The organism is Rhizobium sp. K33 (genome assembly GCF_056501445.1).
On record NZ_CP096478.1, the window covers coordinates 612666 to 628949 of the forward strand.

Genomic DNA, 16284 nt, shown 5'->3' on the forward strand with positions numbered 1-16284 from the left:
CGGCTTAACGGCTGCCGGCGAAGATGCCGGACGAGGACCAGGTGCCATCGACGGCACTGAAGTTCCCCATGATGCCCTTGACCGGGTCGGTGCCGTTGGAGGCAAAGGCGCCGGTGACGGTGCCGGAGGCCACGCCGCTCGTGACGCTCCCGCTGAAGGTAGGCGTATTGCTGCCGAAGTTCACGCCGGCGCTGAAGCTCTTGCTGTCGTAGTTGGAAACGGAAACTGTCCCGGTCCGCGTCCCGAAATTCATCGTCGAACTCATCGTGCCTGTGGCGATGTATTGCGCGCCGGCATTCACGACCGTTCCGACAGCATTGCCGGTATAGGTCGCAGTGCCTGAGGTCGGAACGGCGCTGTTTTCCGGCTGATTGCCGATGATCCAGTTGCCGAGATGAACTTCGTAAAGAACCTCGCCGACGCTGTTGCGGCCCCACCAGCCCCAGGTCATGAACTCACAGGCATTGCAGATCTGGTTGGGTTGGCTGCCGCCGAACAGGTTTGACGGCGCCACTTCGGACGAGACCATGTAAGACCCTTGGTCTGAGTTCGTAGCCGCCATCAATTGGTCCGAGAGATAGGTGGAATTGGCGTCCTCGGTGTAGAAATCCGCATATTCGTCACCGCCCATCGAGGTGAAACGACCTTCGAAGGAGGCGGATGCGGCGTCTGCGGTGACGACAGCACGGCCGGTCATCAGGACGTCAGATCCGTATTGAGTGTAGACCCCCGAAATGAATCCCGTCGCCTCCTGTCCGCTCAGCGAAGTCGTTTTGCTCAATGAAACGCTGTCATCGCGTTTGGCGACGTGAACCTGTTCATAGCCATCGAATTCGGGCGCCTCATAGCTGAAGTCCATGGTCTCGATCGAACCGGACCCGATCACGAGATACTCGCCGTCAGCGCCTAGAAAGTGATCCTCGCCCGCCGTCGATCCAATGCTGCCGCCGATGCCCTGATTATGGGTCGAGGAGTAGAGGGCGTCGGTGCGGCTTGATCCGGCGGTCGATGCCACGAGACCATATCCGCCGCCGGTCAGGGATTTCACACTGCCAGTGAAGACATTGATCGCGCTGGACTGGCTGCTTCCTGAGCCGCTGATGACCAGAGATGCCTGAAGTGCACGGCCGGCCACGCCACCGGTCGTGTCGCTCACCCCGCCGATCAGCAAGTCGCTCGCAACGGCCGCCGCGCTCGCTTCGCCATTGAAGCTTCCGGTGAAGGGAATTGTCTGCCCTCCGCTGTTGACGAGTGCGGCGAGCAGATCCGGCTCCAGCGCATAGGACAGGATCTCACCGGACGACAGCGTGTCGCGTGCATCCGCAGGCGTCCCGCCGATCACATAAAAGGCTTCCGGGTCGTCATCCTCCGCTGCCAGCATATAGGTGAAGAAGCCGCCCGAACCGGTATAAGCCGTGCCGCTCACGGCGACGCCATTGACCTCTGCGGTGACCGACTGCTCGGTGAAGACATTGGTTGCCGCAAGAGCCGGCAGCGTGAAGGCATTGCCGGCCGCGTCGGTCCCGCTCAAGGTGCCGTCGGCATTGCGAGTGAGCGTCCCAGTCGACTGGTCCAGTCTGACGCCGTCGGAACCGCCAAAATCGGGAACCTCGGGCATCTCGCCCTCGTCGCCAGACGCCTTGGGCGAGAGCACGGACACTGCGATTTCGTCGTCATCACCATCGCCGTCGCCGCCGTCATCCGGCACCTCCGGCCGCGTGCCCACATCCCGCTGAGACTCACCCGCCACCTCTTCCACCGGCGTGGTCACGATCGGACGCGGTTGCGGCACGGGGATGGCGTTTTCGGACGGGAGCTGTGCCGAATTCGTCTGGCTGACGGCGCTGCTGGCTACTGTCTGGTCGGTGGGCGTATTGCTGGCGCCACCACTCTGTCCGGGCCGGCCCGCAAGGAATTGCTGCAGCCCGCTCACCCATTGCGGCGGCGTGCGCTGGATGCGCGGCTGGCCGTCGCCGGCAACGATGGAAAAGCCCTGCTTGAACAGCCGCTGCGGCGCGCCGTTTCCGGTGAGCTGGACTTCCTTGCCATAGACCAGCGTCATATGCGGCGGCAAAGGCTGGCCATCCGGCGTCTGGCCGTTCAGGTTGATGTCGACCACGGCGCCACGAATGCCGGCGGTGCCGATCGGCGTATCGATCTTCACGTCGCCGCTTGCCTTGGAGGCCTTGCCGCCGATGAAGCGCAGCGCGCCCTTGGTCATGGTGGCCGCGAGCGAGGCCGTGTTCTTCTCGGGATCGTAGACGAAGCTGTCGATCACCACGGAGGAATTGGGGCCAACGGTGAAGGACGTGCCGTCGGCGAGCAGGATCTGCACCAGCCCCTGGCCGCTGGTCTCGATCCGGTGGTTGCGGATTACCGGGTCCCCGAGCGAGATCAGCTTCGGTTTGCCACCCGCGTCGAAGGACCGCGCATCCGGATTGACCGCAGCAGTCACCCCGGCAATGTTCCTGTCGGCCTGCGCTGGAGCGGATGTCAGCAGGAGCAGCGCAGCGGAAGCGCAGAGCAGGGCGTGACGGCTGTTCGTCTTCATCATTGTGCTCCTAGAAAGCGGCCTGGATGCCGATCGACATCGAGATGTTGTCGAAAGCCTTGATGTCGTAGTTCGACCAGACCTTGCGGTAGCCGGCCTCGGCCACGAGCGCCACCCGCTCGTTGAACGGCGTGATCTGACGCAGGTTCAGGCTGAATTCCCGGTCACGCTGGCTTTCGCTGGCGTTGATCATGGCATCCGCATCGTCGTAGCGGCGACCGGCCACGGCGGCTTCCAGCCCGATGATCCAGGCCGGTCCGTCTCCGATCAGCGCTGCGTAGCGATAGGTGCCCGAAAGCGCAGCCCCCAGTTCGGTGGAGGAGAGATAGCCCGTCTCGGCATCGCGCCGGGTCGCCAGCAGGCGGCCGGTCAGGCCCAAATCCTCGCTGACATTGTGCGACCAGGAGAGCTGCCCGTCGTACCGGTTGCCGCTCTGAAGCTCCGCGGTCTGGCGCGATTTGGTGTTGGAATAGTCCTCGTAGCGGTATTGCAGGCTGGCCGAGAGACTGTCGACCGGGGTCACCTGCCAGTCGAAATTGGTGGAGACGCCGGCCGAGGCCAGATAGCGGTCGCCCTCGATCAGCACGCCGCTGGTCAGCAGCATCACGGAGAGCGACCGATCGTCGAGGCCGAAGCGGCCGAGGTCGAAGACGGGCCCTGCAGAGGCCTCGACGGCGGCCGTGTTCAGCGTGTCCCGATCGCGATAACCGGCACCATAGCCCGAAATCCCGGCCTCCAGCGCAATTCCCTGCAGATCGGTGTCGTGACGATAGCGGACGGCGCCGTTGATGAAGGCGTTCAAGTCGTCGCCGGCGACACTGAGATCGTCGAGTGTGTAGGACAAGCCGTTCAGCGTGACGGTCGAATTGCTCGGGCCCGCGTTCGCGTTGCTCTGATAGCGGATCCCGGTCCGCACCATGCCCGACAGCTGCGAGGGCGCCCCGCGCTGATCGATGGCGGCGAGATATTGATCGACCTTCGCGAGAACCTCCGGCGGAACGTCACCGGCCGCCTTGGCTCCGTCGAAATACTGCCGCGCCGTTTCATAGGCACCGAGGCGATAGTAGAGCACGCCGAGTTCCAGCTGCAGCCGCGGAAGGCCGGGGGCGTAGATCAGCATGCGCTCCAGCGTCGAGATTGCCCCTTCCAGATCGCCCGCCTGCGAGGAGAGCGCTGCATATTCGAAGGCCGTGTCGAGATCGTCAGGGGCGGCCATCATACGGTCGAACAGCGCCTTCCGCTTGGCTTCGATCTCGTCAAGCGATGCGGCTCCCGTGCGCGGCGCGACATTCTGCGACTGTTGCGCCGCGGCTGGAACGGTGGAGAAGGTCAAGCCGAGCGCCAGAAATGCCAGGCTCAATGGATGTGCAGCGGAAGGGAATACTCCCGGGCTCTTTGGCAAGGGCATCTGAAAACTACTCGGACCAGAAAAGGATGAAAGTCTTTAAAGCAGGTTAAGCTTTTGTTTGAAGCGGAGAAACCGGACATCACCGGCCAAGTTTGGGTTTTTCCCCGACTTCGGTTCGCTCGGCTTTTACCGTCCACGGGCCTGCACAGATCAAGCCGTGCGCTCGGCAACGAGTCCCGGTCGTCACTGCCAGTGCTGCGATCTCCCCCTCGTTCTCGGTCTGAAATCGCGCGGGGGAGGCGGGAAAAGGTCACAGAACTTTGATTTTTCGAGGGGGTGCCTGCCTTGTTTGCCGCTCTTTGCCGTTATAACGGTGGACCCATCCAAGACCCTTGCAAGCAGGTAACTGACCCATGTCGACTTCCGAACTCTCGATCACCAAGCGCCGGCTCCTCGGCGGCATCGCCATCGCCGCCGTCTCCATGGCTCTCACCGCCTGCAGCGATGCCGAGGACAAGGCGGCGAGCGCTGAAGCCAATCCGGCCGTCAGCAACGAGACCACAGCCTCGACCACGCCGGCCGTCGAAATCCCGACCGCTGATCGCGATGTCGACATGGAAGCGGCCCTGAAGCCTGGCCCGCTCAAGGAAATGGCGCTGGGCGACCCGAACGCGCCGGTCAAGGTGATCGAATACATGTCGATGACCTGCCCGCACTGCGCCCATTTCCATGAAAACACCTTCGAGGCGATCAAGACCAAGTATGTCGACACCGGCAAGGTCTATTTCGTTCTGCGCGAATTCCCGTTCCCGCAGGACACCGCATCGCTCGCAGCCTTCATGCTGGCGCGCTGCACGACCGAAGACAAGTTCTTCCCCTTCGTCTCGATGTTCCTGAAGCAGCAGCGCACCTGGGCGGCTCCGTCCGATGGTGACGTGCGCAACGCCATGCTGCAGCTCTCCAAGCTCGGTGGTTTTACACAGGAGACCTTCGACGCCTGCTTGACGAACGCCCAGCTTGCCGGTGATGTGTCGGCAGTCCGCGATCGCGGCGCCCAGGAGTTCGGTGTCCAGTCGACGCCGACCTTCCTGATCAATGGCAAGGCCTATTCGGGGGACATGTCGGTTGACACCATGTCGGCCCTCATCGACAGCCTTCTCTGATCGACGTTCCGTTCTGACGACGGGCGCCGGGGAAACCCGTGCGCCCGTTCGTTTGTCCGGTGTTCGGATGGGTGAGGGCGGCGTTGATCGCACTTCTCCCCGCCTGCGGGGAGAAGGTGGCGGCAGCCGGATGAGGGGCAATCCTTTCAGCGTCAGCCAGTCGCTACCCCCCTCTGTCCTGCCGGACATCTCCCCCTCAAGGGGGGAGATCGGAAACCCGCAGGACTCTCGCTTCGGGGACCGATTTTCACCGAACGCACCATCTGCCCCGAACTCGACGCCAATGGCGATCGCAACGATAACCGCGCACCGCTCTCCCCCCTCGTGGGGGAGATGCCCGGCAGGGCAGAGGGGGGCGCTCTCGCGTAACGTTGGCGTCATCACCCCACCCCGGACCTGCGGTCCGACCCTCCCCCTGAAGGGGAGGGTAGAGCCATGAAATTCAACCGCCTCCGCCTCGTCGGCTTCAAGTCTTTCGTCGAACCCTCCGAATTCGTCATCGAGCGCGGCCTGACCGGCATTGTCGGGCCGAATGGCTGCGGCAAGTCGAACCTGGTCGAGGCCCTGCGCTGGGTCATGGGCGAGAACTCCTATAAGAACATGCGCGCGTCCGGCATGGACGACGTCATCTTCTCCGGCTCCGGCAACAGGCCCGCCCGCAACTCGGCGGAAGTCGGCCTCTATCTCGACAATTCCGACCGCACGGCACCTGCCGCCTTCAACGATGCCGACGAGATCCAGGTGACGCGCCGCATCGAGCGCGGAAATGGATCGGTCTATCGCATCAACGGCAAGGAAGCCCGCGCCAAGGATGTACAGCTTCTCTTCGCCGATGCATCGACCGGTGCCCGCTCGCCTTCCATGGTCGGTCAGGGCCGCATCGGCGAGCTGATCCAGGCAAAGCCCCAGGCCCGCCGGCAATTGCTGGAAGAGGCCGCCGGCATTTCCGGCCTGCATTCCCGCCGCCACGAGGCGGAACTCAGGCTGCGCGCCGCCGAAACCAATCTGGAGCGCCTCGAAGACATCACCGCCCAGCTCGAAAGCCAGATCGAGAGCCTGAAGCGCCAGGCCCGCCAGGCCAACCGCTTCAAGCAACTCTCCGCCGATATCCGCGCGCACGAGGCCATGCTCCTGCACATCCGCTGGGCGCAGGCCAAGCAGGCGGAAGGCGAGGCGGAGAGCGCACTCAACCAGGCCATGTCGATCGTCGCCGAAAAGGCGAACCACCAGATGGAGGCGGCCAAGCTTCAGGCCGTGGCGAGCCTGAAGATGCCGGAGCTGCGTGAGGAAGAGGCGAAGGCCGCCGCAGCCCTCCAGCGTCTGCAGATTGCCCGCTCGCAGCTCGACGAAGAAGCCAGCCGTATCCTGCGCCGCCGCGACGAGCTTACCCGCCGTCTCGCCCAGCTCGACGAGGACATCCGCCGCGAGGAGCGTCTGGTCTCGGAAAACGCCGAGGTCATCCAGCGGTTGGCCGAAGAAGAGGCGGAACTCGAGGAAATCCTCGCCGATGCCGGACGCTTCGGCGAAGAGGCCAAGGAAGCCTTCGATGCCGCCGCCGCCACACTCGCTGACAGCGAACGCGATTTCACCCGCCTGACCGCCGAGCGCGCCGAAGCGGCCGCCGGCCGCAACCAGCTGGAACGCGCCATCCGCGATCTCGCCGATCGCCGTGCAAGGCTGGAGCGTCAGGTCTCCGACGCCTCCCGCGAGGTCTCCGAGATCTCCGACCGCATCGCCGCTCTCCCCGATCCGGACGAAAAACGCGAAATGGTCGAGATCGCCGAACAGGCGGTGGCCGATGCCGAAAGTGCGGCCATGGAAGCCGAGGCCGCGCTGACCGAGGCCCGCCGCACGGAAAGCCATCTGCGCCAGCCGCTCGAGGCCGCGCGTGCCCGCGTCAACGGTCTGGAGACCGAAGCCCGCACCATCGCCCGCATCCTCGCCTCGACCACGACAGGCGACTTCCCGCCGGTCGCCGAAGAGCTCTCGGTTGATCGTGGTTATGAAACCGCTCTCGGTGCCGCCCTCGGCGACGATCTCGACAGCGCACTCGACCCGCAAGCGCCTGCCCACTGGCACGGCAATGGCGACGGGGCAGGGGATCCGGCCCTGCCGTCCGGCGCGAGGCCGCTCATCGCCCATGTCCGCGCCCCTGCCGCGCTCACCCGCGCGCTCCGCCAGATTGGCGTCGTCGAGGAGGCCGATGCGCTGCGCCTGATGGCCGATCTCGCCCCCGGCCAGCGCCTCGTCACCCTGAACGGTGCCGTCTATCGCTGGGATGGCCATGTCACCGGTGCCGACGCTCCGAGTGCCGCAGCGCTGCGCCTTGCCCAGAAGAACCGCCTGGCCGAGATCGAGCGCGAAACTGAGGAGGCCCGCGACCAGATGGTCGAGGCAGAAGATCGCCTGGCCGAAGCCGCAGACGCCATCCGCACCAAAGAGGCCCGCCTCACCGATGCCCGTGACCGCAGCCGCCTGACGGTCCGCGCGCTGGCCGAAGCCCGCGACGCCCTTGCCCAAGCCGAACGCGCCTCGGGCGATCTCATCCGCCGCCGCGAGGTGATCGAGGAAGCGGTGAACGGCTTGAAAGCCCAGATCGAGGAGATCGTCGAGCAGGAGGAAACCGCCCGCATCGAGATGGAGGAGACGCCCGACCTCTCCGCCCTCGACGCCCGCCTGCGGGAGGCTGAAAGTCTGGTTGCCCGCGATCGTGGCCTGCTCGCCGAGGCCCGCGCCCGCTTCGAGGGGCTCGCCCGCGAAGACGAGATGCGCCGCCGCCGCATTCTCGCAATCCGCCAGGAAAAGCAGAACTGGCAAAACCGGGCGAAATCCGCCGAGGAGCACATCGCGACGCTGCGCGAGCGCGAGGCGGAAGCCCGCGACGAGATCACCGATCTCGAAATGGCGCCCGATGAATTCGAGGACAAGCGCCGCAACCTGATGACGGCACTCGACAAGGCCGAGAAGGATCGCCGCGAGGCTGCGGACCGTCTGGTCGAGGCCGAAACCCGCCAGCGCGAGGCCGACCAGAAAGCGGCAGCGGCGCTCGCCGAACTTGCAGAAAGCCGGGAAAAGCGCGGCCGCGCCGAAGAGCGGCTCGTCTCCGCCCGCGAATGGCGCGTCGATGCCGAGGCCCGCATTGCCGAAGCCCTGAACGTCCCCCCGCATGAGGCCTTCCGGCTGACGGGCCTGAAGGATCCCTCGCAGATCGGGGATCTCCGCGAAGTCGAGCGCAATGTCGACCGGCTGAAGATGGAGCGCGAGCGCCTCGGCGCCGTCAACCTGCGCGCCGAGGAGGAGCAGAAGGAACTGTCCGACAAGCTCGCCGCCATGATCAAGGAGCGCGACGACATCATCGATGCGATCCGCAAGCTGCGCGGCGCGATCCAGAGCCTCAACCGCGAAGGCCGCGAACGCCTGATCGCCGCCTTCGATGTGGTCAACGCCCAGTTCCAGCGCCTCTTCACCCACCTCTTCAATGGCGGCACGGCCGAACTGCAGCTGATCGAAAGCGACGACCCGCTCGAAGCCGGCCTCGAAATCCTCGCCCGCCCGCCGGGCAAGAAACCGCAGACCATGACGCTGCTCTCGGGCGGCGAACAGGCGCTGACCGCCATGGCGCTGATCTTCGCGGTCTTCCTCACCAACCCCGCACCGATCTGCGTGCTCGACGAGGTGGACGCACCGCTAGACGACCACAATGTCGAGCGCTACTGCAACCTGATGGACGAAATGGCCGCCTCCACCGAGACCCGCTTCGTCATCATCACCCACAACCCCATCACCATGGCCCGCATGAACCGCCTCTTCGGCGTCACCATGGCCGAGCAAGGTGTATCCCAGCTCGTTTCCGTCGACCTGCAGACGGCGGAGGCGCTGCGCGAGAGGGAGGCGGTGTGATCAGCCATCGTCTTCTGCCGAACTCTGACACACATTTGTTTGCTCTGGTGGCGCCAAGACTCCTGCTTCACGCAACAGCCTGCCGAGCTTCATATAAAGATTCGGATGGCGACGAAGACTGTTTTCTCGATTGTTGATCGTACTGTGAAACCAGCCTGTATCAGGTGCTGCAAGGTGAATATGTTCGGTTTGTTCATCGTACCAGATCGAGAAGGTGACACTCCGAGTCTTAGTGCCAGGTTTCTCTTTAATCGAACGATCAATCATGGCTTCCTCCAGCTGGGTTGTGGAGGTAGTCTGCCCTCATCTTAGGAGGGTGCAAGTGCATGGATCGCCTTGTTCCCAAAATGGGAACGTGTTAGAGGTGCTGATGCGCGTGATCGCTCGTTCAACCTGGATCGCTTTTTGCGAGAAAATGCCGAAAGCGAGCCGCGCTTCTGCCCGTGCGGCGCTGTTGGAGTGGCACACGGTTGTAGAGACCGCGCAGTGGAATAACTTCGCCGATGTAAAGGCCACCTTCAATTCGGCTGACTACGTGTCGGACGGCAAGATCGTGTTCGATGTCGGCGGCAATAAATACAGGGTCGTAGCCCTCGTGGGATTCAGGACAAAGCGTGTCTTCATTCTGTTCGTAGGCACGCATCAGGAATACGACAAGATCGACGTGAAGAAGCTTTAAGGAGCGATCATGGACATCGGCGCAGTGAGAACTTTGGCGAATGAGGCGGAGTATCATGCCGCACTCGCAGCGATCCGCCCGTATTTTGAGGACGAGCCTGCCGAGGGCACACCTGAGGCAGCTCATTTCGATGCGTTGGCTCTGCTGATCGAAGAGTATGAGGATAGGATCTATCCGCTGCCGAAGTCGACGCCAGTGGATGTGATCAAGGCGGTCATGGCCGCAAAGAATTTCTCGCGAAGCGATCTTGTCGACGTGCTGGGATCGAAGTCTCGGGCGGCTGATCTGCTGAATGGCCGCCGCGAGATCAACCTCGATCAGATCAGAAAGATCAGCCGTGCATGGGGAATTCCTGCGGGCGCGCTGATCGGCGATTTGGCGGCCTGATGAGCGGTTTGATTTGGCTGTTCACCGTGCTCTTTCTGAGCGCCGCCCCCGTTCACGCCCAGACCGCGTCTCCGTCGCTCGCCGGCAACTACCTGCCGAGCGTGCTGGCGACGTCTCCGGCCCATCGCGACAGTCTGATGGAGATGATCAAGGGAAAGCCCGGGCTGCCCTTCTGGGTACGTGCCCTGGTGCGTCAGCCGCGCTACGTCGCTCTCGCCTCCGAAGAGGTGAAGGTCAAGGACAAGCGTATGCAGCTCTTCCGCGCCTGCGAGCCGCGCACATGCGAATCGAGCTGGATAAGGGTGCTTTATTCCGAGGATGGCAAGCGGGCACTGCTTTACGTGTCCGACGCAAAACTCGGCATCAAGATCTTCGGTGATCCGACGCCTGAGGAACTGGCTTTCCTCACCCGTTGAGGATCAGGCGACCGCCTCACGCCGTGCCGGTCCGACCGGGAGCGCACCGCTGGCAAGGATCGAGCCGAGCACCAGCGGCAGGCAGACGAGATAGGCATTGCGGATGCCGAAGGCTTCGGCGACGAAGCCGAGCAGCGGCGGTCCGAGGAAGAAGACGACGAAGGCCATCTGCGCGATCGCCGCGACATTGATGACGGCGGGCCGATCGGTGCGCTGGGCAGCCGCGGAGACGGCCATTGGATAAACGGCGCTGCAGCCGGCTCCCATCAATGCAAAGCCGAGAAGCGCCAGATAGGGGTGCGGCGCAAGCCAGGCCATGGCGATGCCAAGGGCGGCGACGGACAGCAGCACACGGCCCACCAGCCGCGCGCCGTATCGATCGACCACCGGATCGACGGTGAGGCGCGCGAGCGCCATGAAGAAGGCAAAGAGCGTGAGACCGGAGCCGGAGATGAAGGGCGAGACGTCGAAGGCCTCTTCCATGTAGATCGTCGACCAGTCGATGCCGGCGCCTTCGATCAGGAAGGCCGATGTGCCGATGATGCAAAGCGGCAGCAGCGAGAGCGTCGGCAGGGCGAAATGCGGTTGCTTGTCGGTGCTGCCCGCCTGAACGAGATGGGGTGCGTTCTTCATGCCGGCGATCGTGATCGCACCAATGACGAACATCGTGCCGAGAAGCACATGCATATGCGTCTGCATGGGGATGCCGGCCTGGCGCACCAGCGAGGCGGTCACGGCGGTGACGAAGAAGCCCAGGCTCCAGCAGCCATGGGCCCGGTTCATGATGCCGAAGCCCGCCTGCGCCTCGATCCGTCCTATCTCGACATTGAGGCAGATTTCCAGCGCGCCGGCGAGAAGCCCGATGGAAAACAGGGTGACGAAAACATAGGGCGCCGAGGGCAGGAGCGGGATCAGGCTGAGCAGCAGCATGACGCCGAGCAGGGTAATGGCAAGCGTCACCCGCGATCCGAGACGCACGATGAGCGGCGACGAGAAGGTGAGCGAGATCAGCGAACCGATGGCCATGCCGATCAGCGTCATGCCCAGTTCCGCCTTGTTGACGGAAAGCTGCATCTGCAGGTCCGGCAGGCGCGAAAACAGAGATCCGGTCGACATGGCGAACAGGAAGAAGGCGATATAGACGCGGTACTGCGGCTGAAACTGCATCGGTGAGACTCGATTTGTCTGATGACCCGTCAACGGCGTGACAGCATTCGGCGGCCAAGTCCAGTGACGCCAGACGCCGATCGGTTCGCTTACGGAAAAGACCGTCATCCTCGGCCTTGTGCCGAGGATCTGCCGAGGGTGGTCACGAATTGGGAGGGGCTCAAGGGAATGGCCATGAACGTCGAGCAAGCTGCAGCGGCAGTAGATCCTCGGCACAAGGCCGAGGATGACGACCGTCGGGGGCGCCCGCCCAAACAGAAATGCCGGAAGCAAGCTCCCGGCATCGTTCTATTGGCTTTGCCTATTCGCTATTCGCGCTCACCCAGCCTTGTTGATCTGCCGTGCAACCACGTCGTGGTTCAGCCACAGAACCGGGGTCGACGGATTGGCCATCGCGCCGAAGATCAGCGCGCCGGTCGCTTCGACGACGAGAACGCTGAGATAATCCGAGATCAGCGCCTTGGCGTCCTTGTGCATCTGGGCGATCTCCTGGGAGGTGCCGATGGTGATATCAGACTGGCCCTGGCTATTGGGCATCGGCCAGTTGTTGAAGTCGTAGAACGGCTTCATCACGTCGCTCACCTGGAAATCGGCGATCTTCTGCAGCACGTCGTCGACGGTCGCACCCTCGACCAGGAGCGCTTCGCAATCGGCCCAGATCTTCTCGGCGCGGGCGCCGGGGGTTTCCTTCTTCAGCGCCTTCAGGAGCGGCAGAAGCGGAAGCTCGATGCCGGCGAAGACGTCGGACGAATTGGTGCGGATCTCGGGGCAGTTGAACACGGTCGCCTTGATCCCCGAAGCAAAAGCCTCTTCGGCAATCGCCTCGAGCTTCATCTTGGCATAGCCCTGGGTGTAGTTCGTATAGGTCTGCCAGCGATATTCGTCGCCGATCAGAATGCCCGTGCCGTGATAGCCATAGGCCGAGTAACGCACCTGGCCGCCGCTCTTCTCGATTCGGGCGCGGATGGCAGCGCTGCCTTCGATCAGGTGGCGGAAGGTGTTGGCTGAGACTTCGTCGAAGTTCTGCAGGATCAGCTTGCCCAGATCGCTGTCGAGCAGCACCTGCGAGGACATGTGGCGTGCGCCACGGCCCTTGTAGATGCGGTTGGCGATCACGAGGAAGACCTTGGCCTTCGGAATGCCGCCGGCCATGGTATGGGCGAAATGCACATTCTTGCCGTCGGCGATCATGCCTTCGAGCTCGGCCATGATGTCGGCCACGGCCTTCTGGAAGCGGGATACGCCCACCTGACGGCACTTTTCGATATGCGCCCAGTCGAGCTTTTCCGTTTCCCAGTTTTCGAGCGTCAGCGAGGCGAGCAGGTCGGTGGGCGTTGCTTCGCCTTCCGGAGCGTCGAGATCGAAGCCGGCCATGGCGGGAATGTTGATGATCCGGCCGCCGAGATTGGCTTCCGCCTGGGCAAGCTCTTCTTCCGTCAGCGGACGCAGTCGGTTGTTCTCGTCGCGGCGGCCAACGGTGATCCCGATGATCTCCATGCCGGCCTTCTTGGCCTGGTCGAGCAGGCCCGTGACATAGCCGCGCCCGAACAATTCACCGAAGAGAACGAAAACGTCGCCCTTTTTGTAGAGGTTGTTCTGCGGGATCTCGGTCAGGGAAACCGGGCTGGTCAGGGTCATGTTTGATTCCAAATTACAATTGGCGTGCATGCCCACTAGCAAAGTGTGAGCCGCAGTGCATCATCCCGAAGCGATTTCTCCGGTCATTTTAAGTGACCGTTTATCGCAATGCGTGATGAGCTGTAACAATCGGTCCTTGCCGGGCGACGCCCAAGCGGCTGCCCCGAAGCGCAGAGCCTCCAGCCTCGGCATTCCGGTCGTTCTGACGACGTTTCACGCCGCCGTGAGCACGGACTGCCCACACTGCCGCAATTATGATGCATTGCAGCATAAACTTCGGGCGGTGGCGTTTCCAATCCGTCACAATTGCTGTAAACGGTGGAAAAACAAGCCTGTTCGGGTGGAGAGGGCAATGCGTAAATGGGTTTACACCTTCGGCGGAGGAGCGGCCGAAGGGAGTAGGGCCGAAATCGATCAGCTGGGAGGCAAGGGGGCCAATCTCGCCGAAATGGCGGCGCTTGGCCTGCCGGTGCCGCCCGGCCTCACGATCGTGTCAGACGCATGTGGCCTCTATTACAAGAATGGCAAGACGCTGTGCGAGGACTTGAAGGCCCAGGTGCTGCAGGGCATTGCTGGCATAGAAACGGCCACTGGCCGTGCCTTCGGCGACACCAGCCAGCCGCTTCTTCTTTCCGTCCGCTCCGGCTCGCGCACCTCCATGCCCGGCATGATGGACACCGTCCTCAATCTCGGCCTCAACGACCGCGCGGTCGAAGCACTCGGCCACCATTCCGGTGACGCCCGCTTCGCCTGGGACAGCTATCGCCGCTTCATCCAGATGTATGGCGATGTCGTCATGGGCCTCGATCACGAGGTCTTCGAGGAGATCCTGGAAGACGAAAAGGCCCGCCTCGGTCATGAGCTCGATACCGATCTCTCCGCAGTCGAATGGCAGTATGTGGTCAAGCTCTACAAGGAAATCCTCGAACAGGAACTGGGCGAGCCCTTCCCGCAGGATCCGCATGTCCAGCTTTGGGGCGCGATCGGGGCTGTCTTTTCGAGCTGGATGAACCCGCGGGCCCAGACCTACCGCATGCTGCATTCGATTCCCGAAGCCTGGGGCACGTCCGTCACCGTCCAGACCATGGTCTTCGGCAATCTCGGCTCCACCTCGGCCACCGGTGTCGCCTTCACCCGCAATCCCTCGACGGGCGCCAAGGAGCTCTACGGCGAGTTTCTCGTCAATGCACAGGGCGAAGACGTGGTCGCCGGCATCCGCACGCCGCAATCGATCACCGAGGCTGCCCGCATCGACAGTGGCTCCGACAAGCCATCGCTCGAAAAGCTGATGCCCGAAGCCTTCGCCGAGTTCGAGACGATCTGCGCGCGGTTGGAATCTCACTACCACGACATGCAGGACCTCGAATTCACCATCGAGCGCGGCAAGCTCTGGATGCTGCAGGCCCGCTCCGGCAAGCGCACCACCAAGGCGGCGATGAAAATCGCCGTCGACATGGTGGCCGAAGGCCTGATCTCCGAAGAAGAGGCGGTGCTGCGCATCGAACCCTCCTCTCTCGACCAGCTCCTGCATCCGACCATCGACCCGCGTGTCGAGCGCCATGTCATCGGCTCCGGCCTGCCGGCGTCCCCGGGGGCTGCGACCGGTGCCATCGTCTTCACGGCGGAAGAGGCGGTCGAGGCGGAAGCCGAAGGCCGCAAGGTCATCCTCGTCCGCGTCGAAACGAGCCCCGAAGACATTCACGGCATGCATGCCGCTCAGGGCATCCTGACGACCCGCGGCGGCATGACCAGCCATGCAGCCGTCGTCGCCCGTGGCATGGGCATCCCTTGCGTCTCCGGTGCGGGCACCATGCGCGTCGATCTCCGCAACGAAAAGCTCATCGGCATGGGTGTCACCCTCACCAAGGGCGACATCGTGACCATCGATGGCTCCTCCGGTCAGGTGCTGAAGGGCGAAGTCCCCATGCTGCAGCCGGAGCTGTCGGGCGATTTCGCGCAGCTGATGGAATGGGCGGACCGCGCCCGCCGCATGACGGTGCGCACCAATGCCGACACGCCGGGCGATGCCCGCGCCGCCCGCTCCTTCGGCGCCGAAGGCATCGGTCTCTGCCGCACCGAACACATGTTCTTCGAGGGCGACCGCATCCATGTCATGCGCGAGATGATCCTCGCCGAAGACGAGGCCGGCCGCCGCGCAGCCCTCGACAAGCTGCTCCCCATGCAGCGCTCCGATTTCACCGAGCTCTTCACCATCATGCATGGCCTGCCGGTGACGATCCGCATGCTCGATCCGCCGCTGCACGAGTTCCTGCCGAAGTCGGACGAGGAAATCGAGGAAGTGGCCAATGCCATGGGGCTGGAACCCGGCTTCATGCGCCGCCGCATCGATGCGCTGCACGAGTTCAACCCGATGCTCGGCCATCGCGGCTGCCGTCTCGCCATCTCCTATCCCGAGATCGCCGAAATGCAGGCCCGCGCCATCTTCGAGGCGGCAGTGAGCGCCGCCCGCGAAACGGGCGCTGCCGTCGTGCCGGAAATCATGGTGCCGCTGGTCGGCCTGCGCTCCGAGCTCGACTACGTCAAGGGCGTGATCGACCGCGTCGCTGCTGATGTCATGGGCGAGGCGAAGCTCGAGATCTCCTATCTCGTCGGCACGATGATCGAGCTGCCGCGCGCTGCGATCCGCGCCCATATCATCGCCGAAGCCGCGGAATTCTTCTCCTTCGGCACCAACGACCTGACCCAGACCACCTTCGGCATGTCCCGCGACGACGCCGCCCGCTTCATCCCGACCTACCAGAAGAAGGGCATCATCGTGCAGGACCCCTTCGTCTCCCTGGATTTCGACGGCGTCGGCGAACTCATCCGCATCGCCGCCGAACGTGGCCGGAAGACAAGGCCAGACATGAAACTCGGCATCTGCGGCGAACACGGCGGCGACCCCACCTCGATCCACTTCTGCGAGGATGTCGGGTTGGATTATGTCTCCTGCTCGCCGTTCCGCGTGCCGATCGCAAGGCTCTCGGCGGCCCAGGCGGCGATCAAGGCGCGGGGGGTGATGGGGCACGGTTGAG

At 63.5% G+C, this 16284-nt stretch carries 11 protein-coding genes; 6 read left to right on the top strand and 5 right to left on the bottom strand.

The window, feature by feature from the left end; translation table 11 throughout:
- Positions 1-4 precede the first annotated feature (4 nt).
- A complete protein-coding gene (locus M1E12_RS02915; protein ID WP_479563675.1) occupies positions 5-2554 on the bottom strand; it encodes a FecR family protein in 2550 nt (849 codons plus the stop codon).
- A gap of 7 nt (positions 2555-2561) precedes the next feature.
- The gene (locus M1E12_RS02920; RefSeq protein ID WP_479563676.1) at positions 2562-3911 is read right to left on the bottom strand and encodes a tetratricopeptide repeat protein; all 1350 of its coding nucleotides are present in this window, start codon (positions 3909-3911) and stop codon (positions 2562-2564) included.
- Between the two features lie 401 nt (positions 3912-4312).
- Between M1E12_RS02920 and M1E12_RS02925 the strand changes: the two genes are divergently transcribed.
- On the top strand, positions 4313-5062 hold the full coding sequence (locus tag M1E12_RS02925) for a thioredoxin domain-containing protein (protein WP_113458303.1): 750 nt from the start codon (positions 4313-4315) through the stop codon (positions 5060-5062).
- A 435-nt stretch (positions 5063-5497) separates the two neighbouring features.
- Positions 5498-8962, top strand: coding sequence for a chromosome segregation SMC family protein (locus tag M1E12_RS02930; RefSeq protein WP_479563677.1), 3465 nt, complete (start codon positions 5498-5500; stop codon positions 8960-8962).
- Here M1E12_RS02930 and M1E12_RS02935 read toward each other — a convergent pair whose 3' ends face one another.
- Complete coding sequence (locus M1E12_RS02935; RefSeq protein ID WP_479563678.1) at positions 8963-9229, bottom strand: hypothetical protein; 267 nt, start codon at positions 9227-9229, stop codon at positions 8963-8965.
- A gap of 103 nt (positions 9230-9332) precedes the next feature.
- Between M1E12_RS02935 and M1E12_RS02940 the strand changes: the two genes are divergently transcribed.
- From M1E12_RS02940 to M1E12_RS02950, 3 genes are read left to right on the top strand one after another with little or no spacing between them, the layout of a single operon-like run.
- A complete protein-coding gene (locus M1E12_RS02940; protein ID WP_479563679.1) occupies positions 9333-9641 on the top strand; it encodes a type II toxin-antitoxin system HigB family toxin in 309 nt (102 codons plus the stop codon).
- 9 nt (positions 9642-9650) lie between these two features.
- Positions 9651-10028: a helix-turn-helix domain-containing protein gene (locus tag M1E12_RS02945; RefSeq protein WP_479563680.1), complete on the top strand. Its 378-nt coding sequence runs from the start codon at positions 9651-9653 to the stop codon at positions 10026-10028.
- Positions 10028-10444: an Ivy family c-type lysozyme inhibitor gene (locus M1E12_RS02950; protein WP_479563681.1), complete on the top strand. Its 417-nt coding sequence runs from the start codon at positions 10028-10030 to the stop codon at positions 10442-10444. Before M1E12_RS02945 ends, M1E12_RS02950 begins: the two co-directional genes overlap by 1 nt.
- A 3-nt stretch (positions 10445-10447) precedes the next feature.
- Here the strand turns inward: M1E12_RS02950 and M1E12_RS02955 are convergent, their stop codons facing one another.
- Together M1E12_RS02955 and M1E12_RS02960 are read right to left on the bottom strand one after the other, a co-directional pair.
- Positions 10448-11611, bottom strand: coding sequence for an MFS transporter (locus M1E12_RS02955; RefSeq protein ID WP_479563682.1), 1164 nt, complete (start codon positions 11609-11611; stop codon positions 10448-10450).
- A gap of 318 nt (positions 11612-11929) precedes the next feature.
- Positions 11930-13243, bottom strand: a complete 1314-nt coding sequence (locus M1E12_RS02960; RefSeq protein WP_479564809.1) for an enoyl ACP reductase FabMG family protein — start codon at positions 13241-13243, stop codon at positions 11930-11932.
- 358 nt (positions 13244-13601) lie between these two features.
- Between M1E12_RS02960 and ppdK the strand changes: the two genes are divergently transcribed.
- A complete protein-coding gene (ppdK, locus tag M1E12_RS02965; RefSeq protein WP_479563683.1) occupies positions 13602-16283 on the top strand; it encodes a pyruvate, phosphate dikinase in 2682 nt (893 codons plus the stop codon).
- Position 16284 lies beyond the last annotated feature (1 nt).

Excerpts from the sequence above, each read along its gene's own strand:
- M1E12_RS02915 (WP_479563675.1), bottom strand. The coding sequence starts at position 2,554 with ATGATGAAGACGAACAGCCGTCACGCCCTGCTCTGCGCTTCCGCTGCG.
- M1E12_RS02925 (WP_113458303.1), top strand. The coding sequence starts at position 4,313 with ATGTCGACTTCCGAACTCTCGATCACCAAGCGCCGGCTCCTCGGCGGC.
- M1E12_RS02930 (WP_479563677.1), top strand. The coding sequence starts at position 5,498 with ATGAAATTCAACCGCCTCCGCCTCGTCGGCTTCAAGTCTTTCGTCGAA.
- M1E12_RS02935 (WP_479563678.1), bottom strand. The coding sequence starts at position 9,229 with ATGATTGATCGTTCGATTAAAGAGAAACCTGGCACTAAGACTCGGAGT.
- M1E12_RS02940 (WP_479563679.1), top strand. The coding sequence starts at position 9,333 with ATGCGCGTGATCGCTCGTTCAACCTGGATCGCTTTTTGCGAGAAAATG.
- M1E12_RS02945 (WP_479563680.1), top strand. The coding sequence starts at position 9,651 with ATGGACATCGGCGCAGTGAGAACTTTGGCGAATGAGGCGGAGTATCAT.
- M1E12_RS02950 (WP_479563681.1), top strand. The coding sequence starts at position 10,028 with ATGAGCGGTTTGATTTGGCTGTTCACCGTGCTCTTTCTGAGCGCCGCC.
- M1E12_RS02955 (WP_479563682.1), bottom strand. The coding sequence starts at position 11,611 with ATGCAGTTTCAGCCGCAGTACCGCGTCTATATCGCCTTCTTCCTGTTC.
- ppdK (WP_479563683.1), top strand. The coding sequence starts at position 13,602 with ATGCGTAAATGGGTTTACACCTTCGGCGGAGGAGCGGCCGAAGGGAGT.